Genomic DNA, 12,276 nt, shown 5'->3' on the forward strand with positions numbered 1-12,276 from the left:
TTCAAATAAAGTCACAAAGGAAAATTCTTTTGTGACTTTTTTGGTAAATTTGAGCCATGATAAAAAAAATCGACGGTTACGTCATTAAAACTTTTTTCGGTCCGTTTATTTTTATTTTCAGTGTGTTGTTTTTTATTTTTGTAGTTAACATTATCTGGATCAGATTGGCGCAGTTTACGGGAAAAGGTTTAAGTTATGGCGAAATCCTGAAGCTTCTCTCCTATCTTTCTGCGATCGTTGTACAGTTAGTTTTACCTTTAACCATATTGCTTTCGGCGATCATGACGTTCGGCGATTTAGGCGAACGATATGAACTTGCTGCGATGAAAGCTGCCGGAATTTCGTTGACACGCATCATGTTGCCTTTATTTGTAGTATCCTTTGTATTCTCGCTCTTTCTCTTTTTCTTCTCCAACAACGTCATACCCGATTTCCAGCGGAAGGCAAAGAATATGCTCTATAATATTGCAGCTACGAAACCTGCCCTGAATTTCACGCCCGGACAGTTTATTCAGCAAATTCCGGGATACAGCGTTAAGTTTGATAAAATTCTGGGCGAGAATGGAGAAAATTTAGAAGGCGTTTTTATTCATAAAATGGCAAACTCTTATGAAAATCAGCAATCCATTGTAGCAAAAAAAGGAAAATTTGTACCTGCAGATAACAGGAATTATTTAAAATTAGTTCTTTTCGACGGTCATATTTTCGAAGACAATATTGGCAATCTGGATCAGCGCCTGAAACAACCCGATCAGGCGATTAAATTCGATACCATGGTTTCGCATTTCAATATTTCAGAAATCATTAATAAAGCTTTGGAAGCAGAGAAAATAACAGATGATTATTCATTTCAAAATTTCATACAGCTCAGTACTACCATTCAAAATGCGAAGAAGGAGAATGGCAATATTCTAAATAATATTAATTCCGAGCTTGTTAACCAGACCAACAGTTTTGTAAGTTATATTGGCAAAACAAAAGCAAAAACGCCGCTAAGTCCGACTCCAAAATTAGATACTTTAAAGAAAGAAAAAAAAGAGCAACTTCTCTATTCCGCTTACAATAAAATTGAAAGCATAAAACAGCTTAGTCAAAGCAAGGCAGAACAAATACAGGGTCTTCACGCCTATTACTCCCGTGTCATAATCTATCAGCAAAGGATCTTCGCTTATTCAGTAACATGTTTAATTTTCTTTTTAATCGGTTCTAGTTTAGGTTCTATTATCAGAAAAGGAGGATTAGGTTTACCCGTCGTGATTGCGATCGTCGTTTTCATTATTTTCTATGTCGTAAATCTGTCTGTAGAAAATATGGCATGGTCTGGGAAAATAGATCCATATTTAGCGGCCTGGCTTCCGAATCTTATTCTCTTCCCTTTTGGTGTTTGGCTTACATATAAAGCGTTAACAGATTCTCAGGTGTTTGATATCGAAAAGTACAAAGCTTTATTTAAACCGATCATTGCTAAATTTTCAAAACGTAAGGAACACGCGAGATATCAATAATTTAATTCAAAGTACAAATTAATCTTTAGGATCAAGAAGAAATTTTTAAGAAAACGTTTCATAATAAAAAAGCAAAATGAATGATCATTTTGCTTTTTAGTTTGAGGGAAGGAAATAACTTTTATAATATTTCCGGAATGAAGTAATTATTTGTAGAGAATTACTTTAAATATTTAGTGATCGAATCGCTTGTAGGCTTCGTTGTGCTTATAAAACTATCGATCAATTTGCCATTTTCATCTACTAAAAATTTCGTAAAATTCCACATGATCGTCGTGTTTTTTACGCCGTTCATATCTTTCTCTGTCAAGTATTTAAAAATTGGCGCAGTGTCATCTCCTTTTACAGAAACCTTGGCAGCCATTGGAAATGTAACGCCGAAGTTTTTCTCGCAAAAAGCACCGATTTCAGCATTTGTTCCCGGTTCCTGACCACCGAAATTATTTGCAGGAAATCCTACAACAACCAACTTATCTTTGTACTGTTCTGCTACTTTCTCCAGATCTTTGTACTGCGGTGTAAATCCACATTCAGAAGCGGTATTTACGATCAGGATCTTCTTTCCTTTATAATCCGCAAAATTAATTTCCTTACCGTCCAGGCTTTCTACTTTAAAATCGTAAATGGTTTTCATTACTTTGTTTTTATCTTTTGAAATTTCCTTTTTTTGATTGGTACAGCTTTGCAGAAAAACTCCGGCTGACAATAGAATGATGAATATTTTTTTCATTGTGTACGTTTAAAGACTTATCGTCTGTTCTAGTAAATTTATTGTTATAAAAAATTCTCAAAATAAATTATTCTGAAAATATGCTTTAATTCATAGCTGTAGCCGGAATCTTGTAAATTCGTTATTCTCCGCGAACTCCAGTAAAAATTATTAATAAGTTTGTTTTTCAGCCCAGCTTTCTTACAATTATTTATGGGTCCTGAATCCTGAATGGAAGCGCTGTATAAATAATGAACGGAAACTTTTGTCTGAAAAAAAAATTTCTGCGAATAAATTGTTCAGGGAAGTAAGACAACTGCTAAATTAAGAATAAGATCATGATGACCATCTGCTTAATTTGGACAACAGCATCAAACATTAAACCACCGTGAACGTTTTCGATCGTATTTATCTATTAAAACTTAAAGGTATTCGCAGGGAAAACTTTATTCGTCTCAATTTTATTGATGAGCATTACGTAATCACTGTCTCTTTTTTGAGAAGAAGATTCAATTCGGAAAGGCATTTGTAAGTTCCCTACCTTTCTATAATCCTTGTAAACAAGGGTTTCGTCACTTTTAATTTCCTTAACGACCATGTAAGTTTTGGTATCGAAATAGTACATTGATTTATTTACGTTCTTCGTTAATTCAACTTTGTGACAATAAATTTCACCTACTTTTTCTTTACCCATATATTGCGCATCAAAACCTTTATTCTCCCAGTCGATAAAATCGTTGTCGAAACTTTCGGCGATATAATTGGGATATTCCTGAATTTTATTAGCGGCGTAATTCATAGCGAAACCTTTTTTTCCATCATAACCTTCAATTGCAGTTTCCTTATTGTTCATTGTGATAACAGTTTTCGTCAGGTTTGGACGCTGCTGATAAATTTTTATAGGATATTCATCATTCACGCCTAAACTTACGTTTCCTTGCAGAAGTACGGAATTTAAGAGCTTCCAGTTAGTTAACCCACCCGATAATTCTATGTTTTTTTCGATAATTTCTTTTGCAGTTTGTGCATTTACGATGCAACCAAGTATCATTAAAAATCCTACTAATATCTTTTTCATTAAATCGCTCTATTTATTTTTCAAATATAAACTTTTATTTCTTCTTAAAACCCACAATTCATCGCATCTCTACAACTTTTGATCTTTTAAAATCTGTCTGGCTTTTTCCAGATCTTCGGGAACATCAATACCAATTCCTACAAAATCTGTCTCTATTAATTTGATTTTCATACCATATTCTAAATAACGGATACACTCTATTTTTTCTGCGATTTCTAAAGATCTCATTTCGAGTTTTGCGAAATTTAACAGCGCACTTTTTCTAAATGCATAAACGCCAATATGTTTAAAATATTCTGCTTCAACAGTCGTTTCTCTCGGATACGGAATCACAGAACGGCTGAAATAGAGCGCAAAACCCTGATAATCTGTGATGACTTTCACGTTATTCGGATTCTCAACATCCTCTTTATCATGCAATTTGATCTTTAAGGATGCCAAAGATATTTCTTTAGCTACATCGTCGTGAAAAACAGAAATTAACTGTTTCAAAGGTTCTGTTTTCAAAAAAGGTTCATCGCCCTGAACATTAATAACAATATCACAATCGATGGTTGAAACGGCTTCCGCAATTCGGTCGCTTCCTGTTTCGTGTGCTCCGGTCATCACGGCTTTTCCTCCGGACTTCTGAATCTCTTCAAAAATAATTTCAGAATCTGTGGCGACAAAGACTTCCTCAAATAAACCCGTTTCTACGACATTTTGGTAGGTGGTCGCGATCACCGTTTTTTCTCCCAAAATCTGCATAAGTTTTCCCGGGAATCTGCTGGCTTGATAACGGGCGGGAATAACGGCGATAATCTTCATGAGATAATTGAATTGGAATAATTTAAAATGAAAGGCGATCTTTGAAAAATTAAATTAATCATTCAAAATTTATTTTAACTGAGACAACGCTTTTTCAAGTCTTGGCAACATTGTTTGTATTTCGTTAAGTGATAATCCACCTGCCGAGGCTCTAAACCAAGGCATTTTCGGAGAATTTCCAAAAGCAGAAAAAGGAACAAGCGCAACTCCGGCTTCATTGATCAGATAAAACACAAGATCAGATGAATTGCTAATTTGAACACCATCCGGTTTTGTTTTACCGATGTAGTTTAATTCAATTGTTAGATACAAAGCGCCCATTGGTTGAATGCTTTCGACTGCAAAACCCCGGGATTTCATATCTTGAATTCCCTGATGAAGTGTTTCCAGACTTTCGGAAATCTTGCCTTTAAAATCATCAACAAAAGCATCAACATTTTCGGGTTCTCCTAAAAATATTGACACTGCTTCCTGTTCGGGCTTCGGCGCCCAGGCTCCAACATGCGTTAAAAGCGCTTTCATTTTATCGATAATTTCAGACGGACCAAAACTCCAGCCCACGCGAACTCCGGTTGCAGCAAAACATTTAGAACTTCCATCGATAAAAATGGTATATTTCTTAAGTTCCGGAAATAAGGATACGGGATTAAAATGTTCTTTATCAAAAGTCAACATTGCATAAATCTGATCGTACATCAAATAAAGCGGTTTCTCATTTTCGCCTCTTTTTTTATTTTCTTCTAAGACCAGTTCGCAAATATCGGAAAGCTGTTCTTTCGTAAACATCGTGCCAGTAGGATTTAGCGGCGAACAAAGCGCCAATAAAACGGCACCTTTCAAATGAGGTTTTAAATCATCGGCAGTTGGTAAAAAATTATTTTCCTGCGAAGTTTCTACTTCAATTTTATCAGCATTTGTTAAATACGCGTAATGATTATTATTCCAGGACGGAATTGGATAAACTACCTTGTCGCCTTCATCTACAATCGTTCTAAATGTAGAATAAATTAAAGGTCTGGAGCCGCCGGCAACTAAGATCTCATTTTCGGAATAATCAAGATCCCACCGGTTTTTAATGTCTTTTGAGATTGATTTTCTTAAAGATAAAAGACCGTTTGCAGGTGGATAATTGGTTAAATTATTTTGATAAGCTTTGTTTATTTCTTCTTTTAAACGCGAAGGAATCGGATAAATATTAGAATTTAAATCTCCAATTGTCAAGTTGGCGATTTCGGCACCTTGTGCTTTTAAATCATTTACCTGATTTCCGATCTTAATAATTTCGGAACCAATTAAATTTTCGGCAAGTTTTGATACTTTCATAGTCGGGTTTTTATAGGTCGTAAAAAAAAGATTAAATATTTGTTCTAGGCCTTCTCAAATGTACAAATTTTTATAATTTTAAAAAGCGAAAATACAAATTGGAAGAGGAAAAAAGGCATTTCTAATCTTAAAAAAAGTTAAATTATTTCTTGGTTTTAAAAAGTGATCTTTTTCGATTTAATAAAAAAATGTATTCAACCTTCAAAGAACTGCGGTTTTTTATTTCATTAATGAAGAAGAATTTGACATTAACTGTTGAAATCAAAAAAAAATCATTATCTTGAAATCGCTAATATGGCACTCATTAATAATTCAAATATGATTGAAAACCAGAATCCTGAAGAAGTCTCTTCTATTCCTCCACCGAAAAAAAAATCTAAAAAAGGACTTACGATCGGACTCATTGTCGGCATAATAGCACTAATTATTATCGGAGTGTTTTTAAAGAATAAATTTTTTCCCACCAATACAGAAAGCGACGTAGATAATGGATATCCGCAAGTGGAAGCCTTATTTTCTGCTCCGGCTTACGACGAAATTCCTCAGGATTATAAAGTATATATCTATAATTATTTGTCTACCAACGGGTATTTAGACGGAACGTACTTTATGACGAAAATTCCAGACAGGGCTAAACGGGTTTTTGCGTTTGGCGATTATACGGGTGACGAGAAAGAAAACAGCGATCTGGCGATTATACTGGAGAAAAACGATTTTAAAGGGTCAAAACTGATTATTTTCAATAATAAAGGTGAACTTCTTTTTGTGGAAGATTATGATTATGATTTACCTGTAATTAATTCCTTCGACAGCGGTGCTAAAATTTTCTTAAATGAAAATAAACTAATCCCTGCGCCAGTGGGCGGTTTGATCGTGCAGAAAGAATCCAATAAATATGTAGTTCTTTATGATAAGAAATCAAAGAAGTTTAGTTCCTATTATCAATATACCGATGAAGATAATCAGGTATCAGATGAAGAATATGATGAGGGCAGTGAATATACCGAGTCGGAAGGCGAGCTTGAAGAAACTATTCCTGCAGTTGACATCCAAAAGCCAAAAACTGAAGTCATTGAAAAGAAATCTCCAGCTGTTGAAACTGAAACCGAAAAAACTACGGTTCCTGTTATGAAAGATCAAGTGAAGGACGAAGCAACATTTTAAAATTCTTAATCAATTTATAAGGCGAAAGTTTCACAACAGGTGAAACTTTTTTCTTTTTGCAGACAAAATTTAAAAGTCTAAACCGCTCTCCTCGTCCACTTTTAGTAAACTTTTTTCCTGAAGAAAGAACAAGCTTTCTTTTCTCGTTTTAACAAGGCCTTTAATTCTGGTCCTCTTTTGTGTTTTCAAATTGGTAACTAAAATCCCGGTATCCATCGATTCTTCTTCCGAAAAATAAGTAGAGTAGATCAAATACTGAAACCCATTTTGAGTAAAGCTTAAATTCGCAATTTCCTGGCCGGCATTCGCTTTACCACCACCGCGCATATAATAATTATAGGAAAACATATTCCAGCTTTCAGCGTTTTTTTCGGTAGGAAACGCTAATTCGACCTTGTCTTTGCCGCCAAATCGATATTGAATGTAATTGTTGTTTTTATCTTTTACCAGAACCATCTTCTTCTGTTCTTTAGTTTCAAAAGAATATAGGATCACCTCATTGGGCAATAAATACTGCGAAAATAAATGGAGCGGCAAAAGAAAGAGAGATAGTAAAATGATGTATTTCATGTAGCCAATTTTTAGTTGATGAATGCTGGATTTATTTCAAGTAATTAAAAAAACAGATCAAAAAAAGACAGACAATTAAAATTATCTGCCTTTTCTATATTAATTAAAATCTCATTATTAAAGTTTCAAATCAGCTTTGATTCGCTGGATCTTATCTTCTGCGTCACTTAGTTTGGACTCAAATTCTGCCTCAGAAGTAATTGAATCTTTCACAGAAACGTAAAATTTAATTTTCGGCTCCGTTCCGGATGGGCGAATACAAACCTTCGTTCCATCTTCGGTGTAGTAAATTAAAACGTTTGATTTCGGAATTTCATCCATCACCGTTTTTTGATGATCTGCTAAGTTTAAAAGGGTTTGTTCTTGAAAATCTTTCACTTCGGTTACTTTGGAACCCGCCAATTCTTTCACCGGATTATCTCTAAAATCGCTCATCATTTGAGTAATCTCTTCTGCACCTGTTCTACCCTTTCTTACGACATTAACCAAGCCTTCGTAATACATTCCGACATCTTTATAGATTTCGATCAGGTATTGGTACATTGTTTTTCCTTCTGCTTTGCACACTGCAGCAATTTCGCAGGCAAGCAAAATGGAGCCACAAGAATCTTTATCGCGAACGAAATCTCCTGTCATAAAACCAAAGCTTTCTTCGCCACCACAAATAAATTTTTCTTTGCCTTCGAAATCCCGGATCATTTTACCGATCCATTTAAAACCGGTCAAGCCAACTTTGCAGTCAACCCCGAATTTTTGAGCGATATCATAAAAAATATCAGAAGTCACGATCGTAGAACCTATAAATTCTTTGCCCGTAATTCTGCCTGCTTTTTTCCACTGATCTAAAATATAGTAGGTTAAGATCGTGTTGCATTGATTTCCATTTAAAAGTTGAAGTTCGCCCTCTAAATTTCGTATAGCAATTCCCAGACGATCACCGTCTGGATCTGTTCCAATCACGATATCACCATTGGTAATCCTGGCAAGATCAAGTGCCATTTCCAAAGCTGCAGGTTCTTCTGGATTCGGAGAATCAACGGTCGGGAAATTTCCGCTGGGAATCATTTGTTCCGTCACCAGATCAATTTTCTGGAAACCTGCTTTTCTTAAAGCTTGCGGAACCGTTGCATAGGTCGTTCCGTGAATAGAAGTAAAAACGATATTTAGATTATCCCGTCCAATATTTTGGTAAAGAGAATTTTTCATACAGGCGTCGATATAAACTTCGTCTTGCTCAACACCGATCCATTCAATTAGATCATCGTTCCCGTCAAATTTTATTTCGTCGAATTTTATTGAATGAACTTCGTTAATAATCGCACTGTCTTGAGGCGGAACAATCTGCGCACCATCGTCCCAATAAACCTTATAACCGTTATATTCAGGCGGATTATGAGAAGCAGTCAATACGATTCCGGCGTTGCATTTTTTATCACGAACGGTAAATGAAAGTTCGGGAGTTGGACGATGATCTTTAAAAAGTAAAACCTTAATTCCATTGGCAGTTAAAACATCAGCACACATTTTACCGAATTCCCGGGAATTATGTCGAACATCATAAGCAATGGCTACTTTTATCTCTTCGCCTGTAAATTGGGTATGAAGATAATTTGCCAGACCCTGAGTTGCTTGTCCGAGCGTATATTTATTGAGGCGGTTTGTTCCAACGCCCATAATTCCGCGCATTCCACCAGTTCCAAACTCCAAGTCTTTATAAAAGGAATCTTCCAGTTCATCAGAATTGGTATCGATCCAGTTTTGGACGGTATTTTTTGTTTCTTCGTCGAAAGAATCGGTGAGCCAGAGTTTTGCTTTTTCTAAAGTTGTCATGTTTTATTTTTTTGCAGAGGACGACCTCCATTTATTGTATTGTGATTCGCTAGCGGAATTTATCTCTTATTTTGAACAGCTCTACTTTTATTCATTGAGCTTTCTATTTTCCACGGTGCTTGTTTTTTCAATATCAAACGCGCGGATCGGATCATTGTAATATACAAATTGAGAGGTGTTTTTTACACTTCCTTTTAAAGAATCTTTCACATTTACTTCCGCATAATTTTCATTTTTAGACTCAATTTTTAAATTGGTTATTGCCCAGTAAGGCGCAATTAAACTCGCAGTATCGGATATTTTTATGGTGGCATCTTTTGTAGTACCCATAAAGTTAGCGCGGCTTTTACCGCTCATTTCTACTTCTGCCCGTCGGGAATTTACCGATCCTATAAATTTAGCACTTTTTTTCAAATTCAGTTTAAAATTGTCGGTCTTGATCTCACTTGAAATATTCATTTCTACAGAATCAGAGATCGAAAGTTTTTCTAAATTATATTTTGAATAGATTGTGATATTGTAGAAATCCACCCCTTTCGTTTCTCGCTTTTCAGTGATGTCTAATGTTTTATCCTTCACGGAAATCTTTAAATTATCCGCAACGTTTTTGTACGTTTCAACATTTATAAAACTGCTGTCACTTTTTATGTAAAAAGCCCGGAATTTCCCATGAAGATTAACACTGGTAAAATCTTCAACCTTTAGATCTTTGCTGTCGATTTTTCCTTTTGGCGTCACTTTACCACAAGAAAATAAAAGGATTAAAGGAAAAAGATATAATAGTTTTTTCATTATTGAATTTTACTAATATTTTTGAAGTTTAGTTCTAAAAGTTTAAGGTAACAAGTTTGATTAAATTACTTCTTCAATATGATAGTTTTCGTGCTGTCGGTTTGTTCGAATGATCATCTCGCTTAAAAAGCCAGCGATAAAAAGCAGCGTTCCTAAAATCATCATGGTTAAAGCGATAAAAAACCAGGCATTATCTGTTAATAAATGTCCATAAATTCCACGGGAAACATCAATTAATTTTGAAAGTCCAAGCCAAAATGTGGAAAGAAATCCGACAATGAACATCACCGTTCCAACCGCACCAAAAAAATGCATCGGTCTTCCACCAAAACGGCTTACAAACCAAAGCGTAATTAAATCCAGAAATCCGCGGACAAATCTTTCAGTGCCAAATTTTGAAGTTCCATACGGTCGCGCCTGATGCTTCACTTCCTTTTCCGTAATTTTTCGGAAACCAGCATTCGCAGCAAGAACCGGAATATAACGGTGCATATCTCCATAAACATCGATGGATTTTACAACTTGCTTTTTGTAGGCTTTTAAACCACAGTTAAAATCGTGTAATTCTACTCCCGACACCTTTCTTGCCGCAGCGTTGAAGAGTTTCGAAGGTACATTCTTAGTCATTACATTATCGAAACGCTTCTTTTTCCAGCCTGACACGATATCGTAATTTTCAAGTTTTATCATGTTGTAGAGTTCCGGAATTTCTTCTGGAAAATCCTGAAGATCAGCATCCATAGTAACAATTACATCACCGTTCGCTCTTTCGAAAGCAGCGTGTAATGCCTGAGATTTACCATAATTTCTGGAAAATTTGATTCCATGAATTTGCGGAAATTGAACTTTTAAATTTTCAATAATACTCCAGGACAGATCGGTGCTTCCGTCGTCGATAAACCAAATTTCGTAAGAGAGATTTGCGGTTTTACATACAGAATCGATTCTGGTAAAAAGTTCGTCTAGAGATTCTTCTTCATTTAAGAGAGGAATTATGATGGATAAATTCATTAATTATTTAAAATTTGAAATTAGTTTCCTCAAAATTAGATTTTTATTTTGGGATTTGTGGGTTGTAAAATCGCTTCCTTTGTACTATATTAATTTTCAATATTACTCCGGAAAAAACTTGCAAAAAAGACCGATAAAATAACATAAAAGGCCATGATCGCGCCGAAATAGTATGTAAACTGCCGAAAGGAGAACATATCTTTACCCTCGATCATTTCAGGCGAAAAGCTTTGTAAGCGGTTGTTATAATTGGTGTCGAGTTCCTTCTTTTCTGCTTCATCTTTCATTCCTATTTTGGCTTTCTCGTACTCATTATTCAATTCGGTTTTCTGTCTTTCGATGTATTGATAATTTAGAAGGTCTTTCGCATCGCTGTCGACAAAATTCAAAAATAGAAAAATAGTGGTTATTGAAAGAATTCCACCCACGAACATTGGTTTAAAGGACCGTCCGAAAACTTCGGTGAATCCCATTTCAATTCCCTGTTTTTTTACCGAATGGATTAAAAAATAACCCCCAGCCACATACACTACAGGAAGAACAAAAGCATTGATCAGCAACGAATTGCTAAAATATTCGGTGTTCATTCCGAAAAAGTACATTCCAAAAAAAATTAACATTGTTACGCCATACAGCACCAATCCTACTCCATAAACATTTTTAATCATATCTGAATTTTTATCAATTTTTAAATTTTTATTCACTTTCAAAACCTTTGTTTATCAGGTTTTTAAGCTTTTATTTTTTTCTATTTTCACTCTTTTGCTAAAAAATAAGCAGTTCTAATTTTGAAATTTCAATTAAACCCTTATCTTTGCAACGGCAAGTCCTAAACAACCAGCTCCTGAGAACCCTCCAGGGTGGGAACGCAGCAAAGGTAATTGGTTGTAGCGGTGTGATTTAGGTAGCTTGCCATTTTTTGTGCCTTGTTGTCTCCTTATATTTTATCTTAGCAAAACCTATCATTGCAGGAATTAAAATTATGATAAATATTAAATAACCAATATTTACATTTACTATCTCAACCTCCAGCATCCTTCCAAATAATCTAAACAAAACCATCGTTAGAACGAATACTCCGCTTACCAATACAAAAAAAAGTATTGGCTTTATTTCTTTTACGATCATCGCCAAAATGTACGACAGAGGCAGAAATAGAAAAACAAGAAATGGCTGTATTAAACGGTAAGAATTTTTTTCAATATTTTTACTCAGTTCTCTTTGCAAGTAATATTCTTCTTCCTTAATGGTGAACTCCAAATTTGAGTTGATAACCATTTCATCATAATTAGAAATTTCTGACCTACTTCCAACTGGCTTATTCAGACCATGATTTTTTAAATGTAAATTTTCATATTGATGTTCGGCTGTTTTTATTGGCAGCAAATTCAGTAAAGAATCTGCAGATTTTAAGATCGTTACCTTTTCTATCTGCAAACTGTCAATAAATTTATTTAATCTAGGAAATGTAAAGGAAGTTGGATCAT

Annotated in this window: 11 protein-coding genes and 1 other RNA gene; 3 read left to right on the forward strand and 9 right to left on the reverse strand. The window is 35.0% G+C overall.

Translation table 11 applies throughout. From position 1 onward, the window contains the following. The first annotated feature begins 56 nt into the window (after window positions 1–56). Window positions 57–1,505 (forward strand): LptF/LptG family permease, encoded by a 1,449-nt coding sequence (locus ACZ9HT_RS04425; protein ID WP_476039250.1) that lies wholly within the window; start codon window positions 57–59, stop codon window positions 1,503–1,505. Between the two features lie 160 nt (window positions 1,506–1,665). Here ACZ9HT_RS04425 and ACZ9HT_RS04430 read toward each other — a convergent pair whose 3' ends face one another. The 4 genes from ACZ9HT_RS04430 to ACZ9HT_RS04445 all read right to left on the reverse strand — a co-directional run bounded on the left by ACZ9HT_RS04430 (window position 1,666) and on the right by ACZ9HT_RS04445 (window position 5,422). Further along, window positions 1,666–2,235, reverse strand: a complete 570-nt coding sequence (locus ACZ9HT_RS04430; protein ID WP_476039251.1) for a glutathione peroxidase — start codon at window positions 2,233–2,235, stop codon at window positions 1,666–1,668. A gap of 394 nt (window positions 2,236–2,629) precedes the next feature. Continuing rightward, complete coding sequence (locus tag ACZ9HT_RS04435; RefSeq protein ID WP_476039252.1) at window positions 2,630–3,292, reverse strand: histidine kinase; 663 nt, start codon at window positions 3,290–3,292, stop codon at window positions 2,630–2,632. Window positions 3,293–3,361: 69 nt separating this feature from the next. Continuing rightward, a complete protein-coding gene (gene kdsB, locus ACZ9HT_RS04440) occupies window positions 3,362–4,099 on the reverse strand; it encodes a 3-deoxy-manno-octulosonate cytidylyltransferase (protein ID WP_476039253.1) in 738 nt (245 codons plus the stop codon). A gap of 69 nt (window positions 4,100–4,168) precedes the next feature. Then, on the reverse strand, window positions 4,169–5,422 hold the full coding sequence (locus ACZ9HT_RS04445; protein ID WP_476039254.1) for a pyridoxal phosphate-dependent aminotransferase: 1,254 nt from the start codon (window positions 5,420–5,422) through the stop codon (window positions 4,169–4,171). Window positions 5,423–5,716: 294 nt separating this feature from the next. On the opposite strand from ACZ9HT_RS04445, the gene ACZ9HT_RS04450 reads away from it, so the two are divergent. After that, a complete protein-coding gene (locus ACZ9HT_RS04450) occupies window positions 5,717–6,586 on the forward strand; it encodes a hypothetical protein (RefSeq protein WP_476039255.1) in 870 nt (289 codons plus the stop codon). A gap of 69 nt (window positions 6,587–6,655) precedes the next feature. Here ACZ9HT_RS04450 and ACZ9HT_RS04455 read toward each other — a convergent pair whose 3' ends face one another. The 5 genes from ACZ9HT_RS04455 to ACZ9HT_RS04475 form a co-directional block, all read right to left on the reverse strand. Beyond that, window positions 6,656–7,156, reverse strand: a complete 501-nt coding sequence (locus ACZ9HT_RS04455; RefSeq protein ID WP_476039256.1) for a hypothetical protein — start codon at window positions 7,154–7,156, stop codon at window positions 6,656–6,658. A 117-nt stretch (window positions 7,157–7,273) separates the two neighbouring features. Then, complete coding sequence (locus ACZ9HT_RS04460; RefSeq protein ID WP_476039257.1) at window positions 7,274–8,986, reverse strand: phospho-sugar mutase; 1,713 nt, start codon at window positions 8,984–8,986, stop codon at window positions 7,274–7,276. A gap of 87 nt (window positions 8,987–9,073) precedes the next feature. Then, a complete protein-coding gene (locus ACZ9HT_RS04465; RefSeq protein WP_476039258.1) occupies window positions 9,074–9,778 on the reverse strand; it encodes a GIN domain-containing protein in 705 nt (234 codons plus the stop codon). A 60-nt stretch (window positions 9,779–9,838) separates the two neighbouring features. Next, complete coding sequence (locus tag ACZ9HT_RS04470) at window positions 9,839–10,789, reverse strand: glycosyltransferase family 2 protein (RefSeq protein WP_476039259.1); 951 nt, start codon at window positions 10,787–10,789, stop codon at window positions 9,839–9,841. Window positions 10,790–10,878: 89 nt separating this feature from the next. Continuing rightward, window positions 10,879–11,457 carry a DUF4199 domain-containing protein gene (locus tag ACZ9HT_RS04475; protein WP_476039260.1) on the reverse strand — a complete coding sequence of 193 codons (579 nt, stop codon included), beginning with the start codon at window positions 11,455–11,457 and terminating at the stop codon, window positions 10,879–10,881. Between the two features lie 152 nt (window positions 11,458–11,609). Here ACZ9HT_RS04475 and ffs point away from each other — a divergent pair. Next, window positions 11,610–11,707: signal recognition particle sRNA small type (ffs, locus tag ACZ9HT_RS04480), an RNA gene on the forward strand. The last annotated feature ends 569 nt before the right edge of the window (window positions 11,708–12,276 follow it).

Source organism: Chryseobacterium sp. UYP7 (assembly GCF_056279225.1).